The organism is Bacteroidia bacterium (assembly GCA_041391665.1).
Taxonomy (GTDB): Bacteria; Bacteroidota; Bacteroidia; order J057; family J057; genus JAGQVA01.
Map to the genome: position 1 here is coordinate 2,105,085 of JAWKNO010000002.1, position 17,336 is coordinate 2,122,420.

A 17,336-nucleotide genomic window follows, 5' to 3' on the forward strand; every position below is an offset into this window, starting at 1 on the left:
TAATTAGGCAAGTATCTAATTAGATATTTATCTAAATTTTTATATGTCTATTAATTAAATGGGAGGGGGGTTGGCTGTTGGCTGTTGGCTGTTGGCTGTTGGCTGTTGGTGGTTGGTGGTTGGCTGTGCAGATGATTCCTCACTTTCATTTAAAAAGTATCTTTATCCCGATCACTTTATACTTTCGAAAAGTATATACCTCCACCACAAAAAAACCGGCGCGCTGAATACCAGCCGCCGGTTTTACTGGCGCAGAAGCGCCCTATGTCAATACATGCCTCACGTCTTCACGTCTGCCTACGGCAGCCGGATAATCTTTTTCACTGTCGTGGCGTTCTCGTCACTGATCTTCAGCATATACGCTCCCGGAGTGAGATTTTCACCATCCAGGGTCAGAAACTGTTCGCCCGACGGGTAAAAACTACGGCTGCTCATCGCAGGTATTTTCTGCCCGGACAAAGTATAAAGCTCAATATTAACCCATGAGGATTTGTCCAGTGTAAAACTTATTTCGAAGTTGTCTGAAAAGGGATTGGGGTACACATTTGCAGGGAATGACTCAAAGCCGGGATCAACAGCCAGCGTAAGATCGGGCTTTGTAAGGCGCACGTCGGTATAAATCGCATACGCGCCGGGTTGAAGTCCGATAGCCGCGGTAGTATTGGCAACATTCATACTGTCTCCTGTCAGGTAGTTGTACCAGGTTCCTGTATGCTGAAAATTGGGGTTTCCTGAGGCAAAAGTTACGTCAAAGTTGCCTACTATGGTTACATTCATCTGCCCTCCGTTGAGGTTGATCCGCTTGAATGCGCCGGATAATGCCAACGAATATTGATCAGTGTGAAACACTTCATGACTTCTGCGCAGATTGATAATCGCGCTGTAAACATTATATAATCTGCGGCGGTATGGGCCCTGGAAGTATTCCCATTTGATGGGTTTTTCCCCTACCCTTCCATTAAAGTCGATGCTGATATCATACCCCAGTTCACCAAACTGCCAAATCATCTTGGGACCGGGAATGGTAAAGAAAAAGGCTGCGGCCAACTCCATTCGGGAAAGTGCCGTAGGCAGATCTTTGGTGTTATAACTTCCATTTGCATTGCCGAAAGTTATATTTTTATACATCAGCCGCTCTTCGTCATGGCTCTCCATATAGCCCACTACATGCGGCTCAGCCCAGGTACGCTGTTTATAGGAAATCCATTCAAAGTTGGAGTCATTCAGATACCCCATTGTGGCCTCATTGTAGTTGTGGTTGAGATTTCCCCACAGCATCATCCCATAACCCGCCAGTTCTTTTTCTTCTGAATTGTTGGCAAAATGTTCAAGAATAAAATATACGCTGGGGTCGACAGAACGAAGCTGATCAAACATACGTTTCAGCAATGCGATACGGGAAGCATCATAATTAGACCATGCCCCTACATCACTGCCATAATCTACCTGGGTAAATCCTTTGGAAAGATCCATTCGGAATCCATCAAAATGATAGTCTTCTACCCAGTAACTCAGTACACGGTCAACAAAATATTTGGTCTGCGGGCTTTCATGGTTAAAGTCATACCCAACGTTAAAGGGGTGTTTGGCTATGGGGTTAAACCAGGGGTTGTCCGCAGCAGGGCGGTTATTTGCCGCATCCCAATACAGCTGCACCAATGGATTTTGCCCAAAGGCATGATTGAGTACCATATCCAGTATAACCATAATCCCCCGGCTATGGCAAGTATCAATAAAAGCCTTCAGGTCTTTTTCGGGGCCGTAATATTTGTCTGCGGCAAAGAAGAAGGAGGGATTATACCCCCAGCTGCTATTTCCCTCAAATTCCATGATCGGCATTAGTTCAATAGCATTGATACCAAGGTTTTGAAGATATGGCAAAGTATCTATCAAAGTTTTGTAGTCATGCGCCGCGATAAAATCTCTTACCAGGAGTTCGTAAACGACAAGGTCAGCAGGGTCAGGGCGTTCCCAGGTGGTTGTTTGCCAGTTGTAGGCCGGGCGGGCGGTCTGAAGTACAGAAACAATTCCATCTGTCTCCTGGGGATAAGGCTTAAGCCCGGGATAGGTTTGAGCTGTTATCCAGGGGTCATTCCATGGGTCGAGTACTTTTTGTGAATAAGGATCTGCAATTTTCAGTGAGCCATTTACCAGATATTGATAGCCATATTCCTGGCCGGGAGTAAGCCCGTTGAGTTGGATCCAGTAAGTAGTACTATCAGGGGAAAGGTTCATCTGATACGCCGCATCGGGAAGCCAGTTATTGAAATCGCCCAGCACATATACGAAATTTTTGTTGGGCGCATAGAGCGCAAGAACCGCTGTAGAATCATTGATGTAGTTGATTCCCGGTTCTACACCGGCAGGAAGGCTGGCGATATTCGAAGGAGCGGAAACAACAACGAGAAAAGAATCAGACTTTACGGTTGTGCCGTTATCCGCCTGAAATTTTATCCATTTATTGCCTTGAGAATTGGGAGAATAAGAATATACCAGCGACTTGCCCGAAGTCTGAAATAGCTGCACGCCATTTTCATATAACCGAAGGGAAGCGGAGTCTGAAGCAGCTGCTTTCACTTCAATCATATCATTGATATTGGCAAATACAGAACCGGAGGGGGTAAGAATAGCGATATCGAGCACCCCGCCGCTGTACACGGGATAATAAATGTCAGAGCCATCGGTATCACGGCCAACCTTAGAGCCATCGGAATTTCGGAATACGAAAGCCAGTTCTTCTACGGTTTCATTGGCTGGAACTCCGTAATAAGAACGAATATGGTATTTTATCTGGTGTCGGTTATTTCCCAGATTTTGCATCAGTACTTTGGGATCGGCAGTACCCCAGTTCCCCTGTACATATTTCCAGTCTGTAGGAGTTGTACTGAGATTGGTGATTACTCCTGCATGTGCATAAACAGGAGAAACGCCCGTGAGTGCACCATTTCCCTGTGTAGCGTCGTACACAATCGTGACGGTGTCTTCTACTGTGGGAAAAACAGGGTCAATTGAAAGGATCTGTCCATGGAGATTTACCTGAAAGAAAATCAACAGGGAAAACAGAATAGCTGAGAAGGTAGTAGTTTTGAACATATTGTGTTATTGTTTATGGCGCAAAATACCCAAACAGGCATAGAAGATTCGCCCCAGTCGATCATTTGGCACAAATACACGACAATAAAAAGTTTCACCTGATAGGATGAACCGCATTTATGCCGCTAATCATCAGCTTTCGGCAAAAGCATCCAGTCTCATCAGATGCATTTCTTCAAAGTCTTTGTCTAATACAACGGAAAATCGTTCGTCAATGGCATCAGGATCCATTTCAAATATCGTAGTTTCCCCGTCAACGATCATCCCGGCCGGAGTAAAAGGCAGGCCATGAAAAATCAGTTGAAACTCTCCATATTCAGAATTAAACCGGCCTTTCTTCCGCTGTAAGACATGAACAACCGAGGGGGAATCGACCCTGAGTGTAAAGGTTCTTACTGTATTATTGCCCAGTTCATAATCATAATATTCACCGGCATCTTCGTACAATTCGCTGGTGTACTGCCCTTTACAATAATATACATGCAGATCCAATACTTCGATTTTTTTCTGTCCCACATACTGCATAACCGGGCTTTGGGGAATGGTCGCACCGGCCTTTACAAAAATCGGAAATTGATCCAAAGAGGCCTCTGCAAAAAACTCTTTTCCGCCTTCTTCTATTTCGTCGGTCCAGAAGTTATACCACAAGCCTTTAGGAAGGTACATTTTCCGTCCGATTGAACCGGGTTCAGCAATAGGACAAACAAGTATATTATCTCCTACGGCAAATTCTTCCATTCGGAAGTAAGTCTCAGGGTCTGTCTGATCAAGAAAACTGAGTGGACGAATGACGGGTGTTCCGGATTCCGTATGCCGCCAAAAGGTTGTATAAATATAGGGTAACAGCTTATATCTCAGAACAATCGCTTTTTTGATTGCATCTGTATAAGGTTCGCCAAAAGACCATGGTTCCTGTTCGCCATGATCACCGGAAGAATGGGTGCGGAAAAACGGATGAAATACCGCCAGTTGCATCCAACGGGTATAAAGTTCGCCATTACATTCACCGATAAATCCGCCGATATCTGATCCGCAAAACGAAATACCGGATATGCTCAGACGTTGACACTGGATATTGGCCATCCACAAATGTTCCCACGTGGCCAGATTGTCTCCGGTCCATACAGCGGCATAACGCTGCAGTCCCGAATACCCAGACCTGCTGATGAGAAAGGGCCTGCGTGGGAATATGGCCTTTTTCACACCGTGGTAGGAAGCACGGGCCATCTGCATGCCATAGATATTGTGCGCTTTACGGTGGCTACATCTGTGCCCGTCATAATCGTGGCGTGTATCTACCGGAAAAGTTCCCCGCTCCATATCCGCAGGTTCATTCATATCATTCCAAATACCGTGAATCCCTGACTTCATAAAGTCCTTAAACAATCCTGCCCACCAGTCTCTCACTTCAGGATTGGTAAAATCGGGGAAATGACAGGCACCCGGCCAGACTGTTCCCTGCATAATGGGGCCATCCGCTCTACGGCAGAAATACCCTTTTTCGACTGCCTGCTGATACACAAAATAGTTTTTGTCTATCTTGATACCGGGGTCAATGATTGCCACCGTCTTAAATCCGTCTGACTCCAGTTCTGCAATCATACGCCGCGGATCGGGAAAACGCTCTTTGTCCCAGGTAAAACACCGGAACCCGTCCATATATTCGATATCCAGATGGATAACATCACAGGGGATCTCCATTTCCCTGAATTTTTTCGCGAGTGCTTTAACTTTATTTTCGGGGTAATACGACCACTTGGACTGATGATAGCCCAGCGCCCACAATGGTGGTAGTTCTGGTTTTCCACTCAGATACGTATAACTTTCGGCTACCCGCAAAAGCTCCGGGCCATAGATAAAGTAATAGTTCATCTCCCCGCCTTTGGCCCAGAATGTACATACATCGCTGCGGTCATGTCCAAAATCAAACCGGGTGCGGAAAGAATTGTCGAAAAATATGCCGTAGCCAATATTGTGATGGAGACCGAAATAAAAGGGAATATTTTTATATAAAGGGTCAGTGGTTTTCTCATAACCATAGGTATCAGAACCCCAGTTTTCAAACCGCAAACTCCTCATATTAAGCCGGTTGGGTTTATCTCCCAGGCCAAAGAAATTTTCCTGCTGTTGAATTTTTTTGCTGCAATAGACGATATTCCCACCATAATCGGGATGTGGATCCCAGTGGAAACCATTTTCATCCTGAGAAATCAGCTTCCCACTTTTATCGTAAATGGATGTGTGCAGGGTTTTGGATATTTTGCAATCGATTTCATCTGTGGAAAGTACATAAACATCGCCTTCAGATTTTACGGAATGTGCACATTCTGGTGCGGGCAGATCTCCTTTTGTGGGAATGGCATAAGAAAAATCAGGCTCTGGCCTACCCTCAGGAAAAAAGCGAAAACGAATAATGTTTTCGGCATAAACAGAGACTTCTAGGACGGTTTCGGGACAATAGAAGTAATATTTATTTTCCTTTTGTTCCCAATGTGAAACCAACTGGGGATTTTTCTTTCGGTTTTGCAAAGCAGAAATCAATTACTAATGCGATAAATGGTATGTTACCAGAAATTCAATGGGGTCTTTAATATATTTTCCTGGGGTAATCCCCCGCGCATCACAGGCCTGCGAAAAGGCCTTCGAAAAATAGTATCCGACGGAACCAATAATATCAACCGGCAGTTGCCGGTATCCGGGAAAACGACAGACTGTCGTGTCGAGAAACTGACCAAACCTTTCTGTTACCATCTCAAATACTTCGGGCAGATGCAGAAAATCCTGAAGATATGGCGCAAGAACAGCCATGCGCACATTCGGTTTGGGATGGCGGGTAATTGCCATTTTCAGGTCGTGGATACCCATCCCTTCTTTTTCTTCCAGATATACGCCGACTTCTTCAGGAAGATCATGCTGAAGCAAGGCTTTGACCAGGCTTCGCCCGAGATCTGCTCCGGAACCTTCATCGCCAAACATATAGCCTAATCCTCCACGAATCTCTTCGATTTCAAAGTTTTTGTGTCGGCAAACGCTCGAGCCTGTACCCAAAATACAGGCAAGACCTTCTGTCCTTCCCGTACTTCTGGCTGCGGCCAGCAGGTCATATCCAATGGTAATTTCCGCATGAGGAAACAAACCTTGAAAAATATTTTTTACAAGCTGGTTTTGCGTTTTTCCCCGGGTACCTGCACCGTAAAAAAATATGCTGTCAGGCTGATCGCCGGAAAGATGTGATTTTTGTATGGACGATATTTCATTCCGGATCATTTCTTCCGGCATGACATTGGGATTAAACCCCCTGCTACGAAAGGATTTGACAACCTTTCCGCCATGGCAAAGTCGCCATTCTGTCTTTGTCGATCCGCTTTCCGCAATTAACATAACCTCAGGCTATATTCGTCAAACATTGCCGCATTGTCAAATTTTTTGCAGTTTTAATTGAAAATCGGCAATTGCACTCATAAAACAAATATAAGCATCATAAGGGGACTTCCAGGGGGAAAAATGGGCGTGAACATTTGCCTCTTCGCCTTCTTTGGTAGCCATATAATAAAAATGATCAGAGGTCTGCAACAGCGACCATTCACGCATCAGTCCAGGCGATTGTTTTTCTATCACTGTCTCGCGCAGGTCATATATTTTTTGCAATGCTTCCTCCTGCATCTCATTTCCCCGCCAGGGAGTGATGTCTTTTTCGGTACCTGCCCAGGATTCAAATCGCGAAGCATCATAACTACCTTTGGCGGGATATTTTTCAAAAGCTTCTGAAGGCGTAACAAAGTTTATATTTCCCGTTTGAAAAGCAGCTTCCGGAAGGGAATCGAGAAACTTCAAAATGCCACTATCTGCTTTGTGATGTTCGCCAAATGTTTCATAATCCATTCCCAGGCATACTACTTCTCCGTGCTGGGAGGACAACCAACCCGCAAAAACATCGGTATGCAGAGGATAATGTGCCCAGTTGCGGTCGCCAAAACGAAAAGATATATCATCTGAAAGCGCATAATTGCGCAACATCAGGCTGATTTTGTGGAGATGGGGCGGATGGTAAATATAATTGGGAGAGCGCCCGTGGAGTCCGGCATGAGCGCCTTCTGCAATGATTCCTTTATATCCCATCTTCATCACAAAATAGGCCATGTGATTTTGATAGATTAGCTCTGTATTGCGAAATACGGTCGGCGTATAGCCTAGTATTTGCTGAACTTTTTCCCGGTGAAGCAACACCTGACGGTGAAATTCGTCGCGATTATATAAAAAGCTTAAAGAGTGATAGTAGGGCTCTGAGAGAAATTCTACACAACCAGTTTCTGCCAGTCTTCGAAAGGAATCCAGCACTTCCGGGCGCTGGCTTTCCAATTGTTCGATCAAAACGCCACTGAGGGAATAGGCTAATCGGAATTTACCTTTATGTTTTTCGATCTGAGACAAAATCACCTCATTGGCCGGGAGATAACAGTGATCCGAAATGCGATTCAGCAGCGACTCATTCAGCCTTTTATTCCAGTATTTGTGGTGGCTTCCGATATGAAACACAGACAAGGGCCGGAGCCGGTAAGGTTGATGAACCTGAAAATATAAACATACAGAAGGCATCGGAATTTCTTATTTATTGTGTCCCAGAACTTTCTGAAAACCCGCCAAAGCTTTTCTTGCGGAGAGTTCCCAACTAATACTTTCCAGATCTTTTTGTGTTGCAGCGACAATCTTCTGGTGGAGACTGGGATTGCGAAGCAAAGAAATGACATCACCGGCCATTTTTTCTGTATCGTGATAATCTGCAGTCAGCGCGTGGGTAAGTACGCCCGATACTCCCGACTGGCGGGATATGACACATGCGACCCCCATCTGTACAGCTTCTGTTGCAACCAACCCAAAGGGTTCGGACACAGAAGGCATCACCAGTACATCTGCCATTGCCAGCAACTTGCGGGTATCTTTGCCGGAGAGGAATCCGGTAAAATGAATCCGGTCTCCCAACCTGGCTTTGGCCACTGTTTGTACCAGTTCGGCCATCTTATCGCCCTTCCCTGCAATCGCAAAACGTACGCGGTCGTATTTCTCCAACACCTTCTTTGCTACTTCAAGAAAAAACTCAGGCCCTTTCTGAGCGACAAGCCTGCCTACAAAAACAACCAGTTTTTCTGGAAATGCAGGTTTTTTCCGATAGCTTTTCAGCTTTTCCTGGCCGTTAGGTACGACCCAGATTTTGGCAGAATCAATTTCGTAATGATTTTCAATGATATCTGCCGTGTAATCACTTACGGGCATGATCAAATCGGCTTCCTGCAAGGCGTGTTTTTCCAGTTCATAGACATACCCTCTTTTTTCAGGCCCGCCGCGATCATACTCAAGGGAATGAACATGCAGCACAAGTGGTTTACCCGAAATCGCTTTGATTTCCATACCGGCGAGAAAAGTCATCCAATCATGGGCATGAATAACATCAAACTCCATATTGCGGGAAAGGCGGGAAGCGATTTCTGTAAATTCGCTGATACGCGTTAGCAAATCAGAACCATACAGCGCCCCCAATCTGAATTTGCGGGGCATCCCGATGACATTGTCTTTGACAGGCCTTTCCACTACCATGGTGGGAGTGGTTGTTTTTTTTCGGGTAAAATACAATTGCGGTTGTTCGTATCCCGAAAGTATTACATCGGCATAATCAAGGTGAACTTTTGAGAGAATCGACCGGTGAAGTTTTGGGGTTTGTTCGACGAGTTTTTCAACATCCACCTCATTGGCACCAATAAGCTGAATATTCTGTTCCAGTAATTTGGGATCAGAGCGTGGAATGATCATCGAAATATCCGCATATTCGCTTAGCGCAAGAGTAAGTCCCTGACAGGCAACACCCAACCCTCCATTAATCTGTGGTGGATATTCCCAGCCCAGCGTAAGTATTTTGTATTTCATGAATGGATTTTCAGTGCTTTCTGATAGGCTTCTTCATAAAATTTAGCCAGATTTTTCCAGTCAAACTGTTCCGCAGCTTCGACCAGTTTGTAACGTTGGGAAATCCGTTTGGCGCGCGACATTTTGGCAAAAGCAAATAGTTGGTCTGCGAGTTGGTTTGCGGCCTCATCGAAGCTTCTATTCACGCGGTTGACCACATATACCCCTGCTTTTTCCGGATTATCCAGTGTTTTGACCAGGTAATCGCCAAAACCCGCCATATCGCTGGTTATCGCAGGCACACCAAAGGACATACATTCCATAGGTGTATAGCCCCATGGTTCATAGAAACTTGGAAAAATTCCGAGGTGGCAACCCTTCACAAAATCCAGGTAGTCCATTCCAAACAGCGGGCTGGTAGTAGAAATGAAATCTGGGTGATAAACCATTTTTACCCGGTCTTCCTTGTAGTTTAGCAGATTTGCCATTCGCATGAAGTTGAGAACTTCATCGTTGGCGTCATCTACCAGATTATGTGTTACAATTGGAGGCAGCGATTCACTATGCCAATTCTGAACACTTCTGCGAAGATTAATTTTCCAGTAATCATCCACAAAATCATTGAGATCGGGAAATCGGTTGTAGTCATTGGAAATCGTTTTATCAAACAGACGATCGCCCAGTTGTTGTTTGATTTCTTCGACGGTCTGTCTGACTTTGCCCAGGGTGGCGCGGGATTCCAGTACCCTGGGGTTGATAGAAGTATAGTCGCGTTTGGTGATAAAAAACATGACTACGGTGGTATCTACACCCGCATCTTTTAATCTCCAGTTGAGCCGGGCCAAGGCCTCCAGCGTGAGATCATATCCCTTATTTTTGTATTCATAGCGACCTGAAGTAAAGAAGTACATGGTTTTATCGAGGTCGAAGGAATAGTTCTGGAAAAAATGTCCGCGGACAAATTCATGAATCAGGTCCTTATTTTTCTGGTGAACGTTTTGAATCTCATGGGAGATATCGTACTTGCTCAGGCGCCAGCCATTGGGCGTAACGACCTCCGGTCTTCGGCCTATCAAGGATTCGCATTCCTTAGCAGTAACTTCGCTCACTGTAGTAAATACATGGGCACCATGTGCTGCTGCCCTTTCAAACTTTACCTGTGTTTCTATATTAAAATGGCGGGCTTCTTTGGCCCAGTCATAAAAGGGAAGATTGTCGTAAAAATTGGGGTCATTCATGGCGAGATACCGGCCAAGCATGGTCGCGTGGGTCGTAAATACAGTATGTATTGGCAGTTTATCCCGACGTATTTCGGGTATAGAAGTAGCTGCCATCCATTCATGGACCTGTGCGACTACCGGCTGGGTATTGACGTCTGGTTCTGAGAGCCGGGTCATAAATACTTTCACCATCCAGCCAAAGGCCACCACACTATTGATCAGGTCATCATCACCGGGTGTGCTGATGTCATGGTGTTCCCACAATAAATATTTAATTTCCGGCAGGCGGTCATATACGGAATAAGGAGGAAGCAGTACGGTAAGCGGCCGTCCACTGGTCAGCCATCGGCCATAGTGAACCTGAAACCCCATATTCCGCATCTTCGTGACTGCACGACCATAAGGGTCATCCCCGGGTTCCATCGGCTCAAATACTGCCATTACATTATGATTGATATACGGACCTATCAGCAGGTACCGGTCCCCCCATTTTTCCATCATCGTAGGAACTTTGGAGCGAATAACGGCATTAATTCCTCCGACAGGGTTAGCAACCTCCCAGGAAACTTCCACCAGAAGCGCGTTGGCATCGGGTTCTGTGGGATTCATCTGGCCATTTGAATGGGCTTGCAGTGTTTCAGCGTTTTCTACAGACATATATTTACCTTAATTCTCCTCAAAAAATACGAATAGATTAGGGTTTTCCAAACCTTCAACTCAAACCATTTGTTTCAATTAAGATCATAGACAGTGCCGCGATAGTTGTACTCTGTCTAATTTCATCGCGTGTGCCTTTAAACTGAAATTTCCGGACTTTACTTTTCCCTTCGCGACTTGCCCACCCAATATACACAAGACCCACCGGTTTATCATCTGTCCCGCCAGAAGGGCCTGCTATACCACTTATCGCAATCGCCAGATCTGCCACAGATACTTTCAAAACGCCCAGTGCCATTTCCAATACGACCTGCTCACTTACCGAACCATGAATTCTGATCAGATCAGCAGGAACTGCAAGCATATCTGTTTTAGAGTTATCACTATAAACCACAAATCCGCGGTCAAAAACAGCAGATGAGCCAGAAACAGAAGTGATTGAAGCGGAAACCAAACCGCCTGTGCAGGATTCGGCGATAGCAAGTACGATCCCCTTTTTCCCACAATGGGAGACAACCCTGGCAGCAAGCTTTTTTGATTCAATATCTGGCGACATACAAAAGATTTATTTAAGTTTTAAGACCAATGCCGTGCGGTTGGTACAATAAAGGCGAATACGAAAATTGCCATATTCATCTTTTAATGTGGGATATTCCAGCGTCTCAACTATCCGCTTGTGTCCGCCAAAAAGTGCCGAATCTGAGTTTAAAATAATTTGGTAAGGACCGTTTTCCGGAACAGTAAACTCATAGTCAGGAATAGATCTGGTAGGATGAAAGTTAAAGACAAACACCAGATTGTGGCGTTCGAATACGATCACCTGATTTTCTTCGTCCATATTGAGTGGCTGAGCCGGCTGGGCAGAAAGAATATATTCATTCTTGAGCAGGCCGATCATTGCTTTGTCGAAGGCATTGAGAAATTGGTATTTCAGGTCGTGTCTGTCAACCAGCGACCACTGCCTGCGGGCGTACTGGTAACTCCAGTTATTGCCGGCGCGAGGAAAGTCAATCCATTCGGGGTGGCCAAATTCATTGCCCATAAAATTGAGATATCCCTCTCCCCCCAGTGAGGCGGTAAGCAACCGCAGCATTTTATGTATGGCTATTCCCCTGTCTATGACAGGATGCGTATCATCTATCTGCATATGCCAGTACATTTCCTTATCCATCAGCCAGAAAGCGAGCGTTTTATCTCCTACCAGTGCCTGGTCATGGGATTCTGCATACGCGATGGTCTTTTCTTTGTACCTGCGATTGGTCAGCACGTGCCACAACTCATGTACATTCCATTCTTCATCAGTTTTATGCTTGAGCAGTTTTATCCAATAATCGGGAATCCCCATCCCAAGCCGATAGTCAAAGCCAATTCCGCCCTCTTTGATCGGGCGGCAACCACCAGGCATTCCACTCATATCCTCGGCAATGGTAATCGCCCCAGGCTTAAGGTTGTGAACCAGTTCATTTGCCAGCTGAAGATACGTAATCGCATCCCACTCTACTCCCTCCCGGAAATATTTCTCATAACTGTCAAAAGACACATGTTCTCCGTGGTGGAAATACAACATGGAAGTAACACCGTCGAAGCGAAATCCGTCAAAATGAAATTCCTCCAGCCAATATGCAAGGTTGGAAAGCAAAAATTGGCGCACTTCCCATTTCCCATAATTAAACAATTTCGAATCCCACCCGCTATGATCACCTCTTCCTCCGGGATGAAAATACTGGTCGGTAGACCCATCAAATTCATTCAGCCCTTCAGCAAAATTTTTCACCGCATGAGAATGTACCACATCCATAATCACGGCAATATTCCACTCATGCGCCTTATTGATCAGATACTTCAGGTCATCTGCCGTGCCAAAACGGGAGGAGGGAGCAAAAAAATTGGATACATGGTAGCCAAATGATCCATAATAGGGATGCTCCTGTACCGCCATTAACTGGATAGCATTATACCCAAGCCGGGAGATCCGGGGCAGAATGTTGTCGGCAAACTCCCGATAAGTTCCCAGCCCTTCTTTTTCCTGGGCCATTCCCGTATGACATTCATAAATCAACGGAGAATCAATCTCCGCAGGGTTGTACAATTTATCGGTCCAATTAAATGGTTGTTGCAAGTCCACTACTTCACCCGCAAAATCTGTCGAGCCTTCGGCTTGTACTGCGCGAAAAATATAGGCAGGAATACGGTCATACGTGCCATTCTCGCCCACTACATGCACCTTCACTTTTGATCCGACAGTAAGTTTCCCGTTTGTCGCATCATCGGAAATGAAAATTTCCCAAATCCCGTTTTCCCCCTTTTTTAATGGGTGGGAAGAGCGATTCCAACCATTAAAATCGCCAATCAGAAAGAGTGCCTCCGCACGGGGCGCCCATTCCCGATATCGCCAGCCCTGAGCCATTGGGTCATAATGAATGCCCATTTGACGGTATGCCATTGAAAAATCCCGCAGACTCCCGTTTGCGTCCGAAATTTCACTCAGTGCAGACTGAAATCGCTCCAGCCTATACTCGAGGTCTTCTGTGTAGGGTTCCAACCACGGATCGTCCGCAACCAGTCCCAATACCTTTTTCTTTTTTTCTTCAGCTTTCATATGCTACAAAGTATCAAAATATCCTGCGATTTTTCAAAAGCAGTTTTGTAAATGATAAAAGTATGCATGCATAATTTGTATCGGGTGAAATTTTCTGTTTATATTCGTAATTGGCCTAAAGGACTATACTATGTATGATTATATTATTGTGGGCGGAGGAACAGCAGGATGCGTTCTCGCCTATCGTCTGACCGAAGATCCTTCCATCCGTGTATTGATGGTGGAAGCGGGTGGAAAAGACAAAAGCCGTTATATTAAAATCCCCGCGGCATTTTCAAAAACTTTTAAGACAGAAATTGACTGGGACTACTCTACACCGCCCCAGTCTCATTCGGGCAACCGGTCATACTATCTTCCCCGGGGAAAAGTGCTGGGTGGCTGTAGCAGTGTAAACGCGATGATCTATATCCGGGGGAATAAAAAAGATTTTGATCACTGGGAAAAACTCGGAAATAAAGGCTGGGATTACGACGCCGTTTTGCCTTATTTTAAAAAATCAGAACACCAGACCCGCGGTGAAAACGCTTATCACAATGTTGGCGGGCCTTTTCATATTACCGACTTAAATGAAAGATTCCCCATAACAGAATCTTTTGTAGAAGCGGGAAAAGAACTGGGGTATGAGGTAAACCCCGACTTTAATGGCGAAAAGCAGGAAGGATTTGGATTCTACCAGGTCAATCAAAAAGGTGGGAAAAGATTTAGTGCAGCAGATGCTTTTTTACGCCCGGCTTTGTCCAGGCCAAACCTAACCGTCATCACTCATGCTACAGTACGCCGTATTATGGTGGAAAACAACCGCGCGGTTGGGATTGAATATCAGCTGCCTACACATATTCAGCAGGTCAGGGCAAGCCGGGAAGTGATTCTCACTGCCGGTGCATATAATAGTCCCCAACTGCTGATGCTCTCCGGAATTGGCGATTCAAACGAATTACAGCAAGCGGGCATAAAGCCTTTGGTTCACCTTCCAGGGGTAGGAAAAAACCTTCAGGACCACCTGATTATCCCGATGGTTTTTCACAACAAAGACCATAAAACCCTGGAGAATGCAGAAAGTCTGACAAGTTTGTTTCACTATCTGATCTGGGGAGAAGGTCCACTAAGCAGTAATGTAGCAGAAGCAGGCGCCTTTATCCACACGCGAAGCGGGCTGGAAGGGCCAGATATTCAGTTCCACTTTGCCCCCGGATTCTTTATGAATCACGGCTTTGATACGCCGCCCAAAGGCCATGGCTTCAGCTACGGCCCTACCCTTCTTCAGCCTGAATCTGTCGGAGAAATAAAAATTTTATCTGACAACCCCCTTCAGGCACCCATGATAGATCATCATTATCTATCTGAAAATATTGATCTCGAAACGCTCGTTGTCGGTTATGAGGTAGGGTTGGAACTGGTGCAGACGGCTGCACTCAAAAAATACTTTGACGGCTTTTTCCTTCCGGGAAGAGCATTGAGGACGAAAGAGGAGATTCGGGCTCATATTACCCGCAATGCGCAAACCCTCTATCACCCGGTAGGAACCTGCAAAATGGGCCGGGACGAAATGGCGGTCGTAGATGACCATTTACGGGTAATTGGCATTGAGGGGTTGCGCGTCGCAGATGCTTCCATTATGCCCAAAGTTACCCGGGGAAATACCCAGGCGCCCGTGCTGATGATTGCAGAAAAAGCAGCGGATCTGATTCTCTCAAACCCGCTGCTGGCCAATACGCAAAATACCGAAACGGTAAATGCCGGATCAGTCCACTAGGTATCAGAACTTGCAAGATCCAGCAGAAAGGCGTATTCAAGCGCAACCTCCCGGTAAGACTCAAATCGCCCGGACGCACCGCCATGGCCTGCATCCATATTGGTGTGCAATAGCAGGCGGTTGTTATTGGTGCGGTAATCGCGAAGTTTGGCTATCCATTTTGTTGGCTCCCAGTACTGAACCTGCGAATCATGTAAGCCAGAAATAATCAGTAAATGCGGATACGCACTGTTTGTTACGTTGTCATAGGGTGAATAGGAAAGCATATAGTCGTAGTAGGTTTTATCCGCAGGATTTCCCCACTCGTCATACTCCCCGGTTGTAAGCGGAATGTCTTCATCCAGCATTGTTGTCACGACATCAACGAAAGGTACGGAAGCTACCGCTCCATAAAATAAATCGGGACGCATATTGATGACCGCTCCTACCAGCAAACCGCCAGCACTTCCCCCCATACAAAACAACTTGCCCTTCCGGGTATAACCGGCACGGATCATATGTTCGCCGCAGGCAATAAAGTCCGAAAATGTATTTTTTTTCTTCAGCATTTTACCGTCCTCATACCACTGCCGGCCAAGATCTGAACCACCTCTGATATGCGCAATCGCATAAATAAAGCCGCGATCCAACAGACTGAGCCGTGCAGGGCTGAAATAAGGATCCATGCTATAGCCATATGAACCATAACCGTAAAGAAGCAATGGTGAATTGCCATCCTTTGGGGTATCTTTGTGATACACCAAAGACACAGGAACGGCTGTTCCGTCTTCTGCTTTAGCGTAAATTCTTTCAGAACGGTAGTTTTCAGAAGAAAATCCACCCAGTATTTCCTGTTGTTTGAGCAGTGTACGCTTGCGCGAAACCATATCAAAATCGAAAGTGGAAGCAGGCGTAGTCAACGATTGATAGCTAAACCGCAACACCTGCGTATTAAACTCCGGATTAAAATCCACACCCGCAGAATATGCCGGGTCGGGAAAGTCGAGATAATATTCGCCCTCTCCTTCCCAGGGCATGATCCGGATCTGGTTCAGGCCGTTTTTTCGTTCATCCAGGACTAAAAAGTCTTTAAAAATTTCTATCCCTTCCAACAACACATCCGCCCGGTGCGGAATAATTTCTGTCCAGTTTTCACGGGAAGGTGCTGTCAGAGGCGCCTTAACCAAACGGAAATTTTTTGCCTGGTCATTGGTCAATAAATAAAAATCCGTACCAAAGTGATCCACCGAATACTCATGTTCCTTTTCACGGGGAATAATTGTCGTGAAATCACCCGTAGGATTGGTCGAGTCAAGATAACAGACCTCATCAGAAAGCGTACTCGAAGAATGGATGAATATGTATTGCCGGGATTTGGATTTACTTACCTGAACATAGAAGGTTTCGTCTTTTTCTTCAAAAACCTGAACATCAGCCAAAACAGATGTCCCCAGAAGATGCCGGAATATCCTGTCAGAGCGAAGGGTAACGGGATCCTGCTTACTGTAAAATAAGGTCTGATTGTCAAGTGCCCAGACCATATTGCCTGTTATTTCAGGGATCTCATCACTCAGCAACTCCCCCGTTTCGAGGTCTTTGACATGAATAGTATAAATCCTTCTACCCTGATAGTCAACAGAATATGCCAGAAACCGATGATTTTGGCTAATCGTACTGCCACCAATCTCACAATAAGGTTTGCCATCTGCCAGTATATTCACATCCAGAATAATTTCTTCCGGCTGGTCCAGATTATCTTTTTTCCGGCAATACACCGGATATTCTTTTCCTTCTTCATATCGGCTGTAATAGAAATAATTATCCAACCGGTAAGGAACGGACGAATCATCGGGTTTGATTCGTCCTTTCATTTCTTCAAACAACTGGTTCTGAAGATTTTCAGTATGAGCCATTACAGCCTTTGTAAGGGCATTTTCTGCATTAAGATGGGAAATTACTTCAGGGTTTTCGCGGTCTCGCATCCAGAAATAGGGGTCTATTCTCTCATGGCCGTGTGTCACCAGTTTCCTGGGAATTTGTTTCGCTTTTACCAACATCAAATTGATTTATTCTTTCGGCGAAATTACGTAATTCCTCCATGTTCTTTGTATGCCTGACCGTTGATTTTCACTGTTTT

Annotated in this window: 10 protein-coding genes; 1 reads left to right on the forward strand and 9 read right to left on the reverse strand. The window is 45.5% G+C overall.

Features of this window, described 5'->3' with window-relative positions:
• Nucleotides 1-297: 297 nt before the first annotated feature.
• From R3D00_20095 to R3D00_20130, 8 genes are all read right to left on the reverse strand, one after another.
• Nucleotides 298-3,093: an alpha-amylase family glycosyl hydrolase gene (locus tag R3D00_20095; protein ID MEZ4775497.1), complete on the reverse strand. Its 2,796-nt coding sequence runs from the start codon at nt 3,091-3,093 to the stop codon at nt 298-300.
• A gap of 132 nt (nt 3,094-3,225) precedes the next feature.
• Complete coding sequence (locus R3D00_20100; GenBank protein ID MEZ4775498.1) at nt 3,226-5,622, reverse strand: glycoside hydrolase family 31 protein; 2,397 nt, start codon at nt 5,620-5,622, stop codon at nt 3,226-3,228.
• A gap of 15 nt (nt 5,623-5,637) precedes the next feature.
• A complete protein-coding gene (locus R3D00_20105; protein ID MEZ4775499.1) occupies nt 5,638-6,474 on the reverse strand; it encodes a hypothetical protein in 837 nt (278 codons plus the stop codon).
• A 36-nt stretch (nt 6,475-6,510) separates the two neighbouring features.
• On the reverse strand, nt 6,511-7,689 hold the full coding sequence (locus R3D00_20110) for a glycoside hydrolase family 57 protein (protein ID MEZ4775500.1): 1,179 nt from the start codon (nt 7,687-7,689) through the stop codon (nt 6,511-6,513).
• Nucleotides 7,690-7,698: 9 nt separating this feature from the next.
• Nucleotides 7,699-9,012, reverse strand: a complete 1,314-nt coding sequence (locus tag R3D00_20115) for a glycosyltransferase family 4 protein (GenBank protein ID MEZ4775501.1) — start codon at nt 9,010-9,012, stop codon at nt 7,699-7,701.
• Nucleotides 9,009-10,868 (reverse strand): glycosyltransferase, encoded by a 1,860-nt coding sequence (locus tag R3D00_20120; protein ID MEZ4775502.1) that lies wholly within the window; start codon nt 10,866-10,868, stop codon nt 9,009-9,011. The genes R3D00_20115 and R3D00_20120 overlap by 4 nt, the downstream gene beginning before the upstream one ends.
• A gap of 55 nt (nt 10,869-10,923) precedes the next feature.
• Nucleotides 10,924-11,424: a CinA family protein gene (locus R3D00_20125; protein MEZ4775503.1), complete on the reverse strand. Its 501-nt coding sequence runs from the start codon at nt 11,422-11,424 to the stop codon at nt 10,924-10,926.
• 9 nt (nt 11,425-11,433) lie between these two features.
• Nucleotides 11,434-13,467, reverse strand: coding sequence for an alpha amylase C-terminal domain-containing protein (locus R3D00_20130; protein MEZ4775504.1), 2,034 nt, complete (start codon nt 13,465-13,467; stop codon nt 11,434-11,436).
• A 130-nt stretch (nt 13,468-13,597) separates the two neighbouring features.
• Between R3D00_20130 and R3D00_20135 the strand changes: the two genes are divergently transcribed.
• On the forward strand, nt 13,598-15,220 hold the full coding sequence (locus R3D00_20135; protein ID MEZ4775505.1) for a GMC family oxidoreductase N-terminal domain-containing protein: 1,623 nt from the start codon (nt 13,598-13,600) through the stop codon (nt 15,218-15,220).
• On the opposite strand, the gene R3D00_20140 is transcribed toward R3D00_20135, so the two are convergent.
• Nucleotides 15,217-17,256 carry a S9 family peptidase gene (locus R3D00_20140; GenBank protein MEZ4775506.1) on the reverse strand — a complete coding sequence of 680 codons (2,040 nt, stop codon included), beginning with the start codon at nt 17,254-17,256 and terminating at the stop codon, nt 15,217-15,219. The genes R3D00_20135 and R3D00_20140 overlap by 4 nt on opposite strands.
• Nucleotides 17,257-17,336: the final 80 nt, after the last annotated feature.

Coding starts and splice junctions, on each gene's coding strand:
- R3D00_20095 (MEZ4775497.1), bottom strand. CDS start 3,093: ATGTTCAAAACTACTACCTTCTCAGCTATTCTGTTTTCCCTGTTGATT.
- R3D00_20105 (MEZ4775499.1), bottom strand. CDS start 6,474: ATGTTAATTGCGGAAAGCGGATCGACAAAGACAGAATGGCGACTTTGC.
- R3D00_20110 (MEZ4775500.1), bottom strand. CDS start 7,689: ATGCCTTCTGTATGTTTATATTTTCAGGTTCATCAACCTTACCGGCTC.
- R3D00_20115 (MEZ4775501.1), bottom strand. CDS start 9,012: ATGAAATACAAAATACTTACGCTGGGCTGGGAATATCCACCACAGATT.
- R3D00_20120 (MEZ4775502.1), bottom strand. CDS start 10,868: ATGTCTGTAGAAAACGCTGAAACACTGCAAGCCCATTCAAATGGCCAG.
- R3D00_20125 (MEZ4775503.1), bottom strand. CDS start 11,424: ATGTCGCCAGATATTGAATCAAAAAAGCTTGCTGCCAGGGTTGTCTCC.
- R3D00_20130 (MEZ4775504.1), bottom strand. CDS start 13,467: ATGAAAGCTGAAGAAAAAAAGAAAAAGGTATTGGGACTGGTTGCGGAC.
- R3D00_20135 (MEZ4775505.1), top strand. CDS start 13,598: ATGTATGATTATATTATTGTGGGCGGAGGAACAGCAGGATGCGTTCTC.
- R3D00_20140 (MEZ4775506.1), bottom strand. CDS start 17,256: ATGTTGGTAAAAGCGAAACAAATTCCCAGGAAACTGGTGACACACGGC.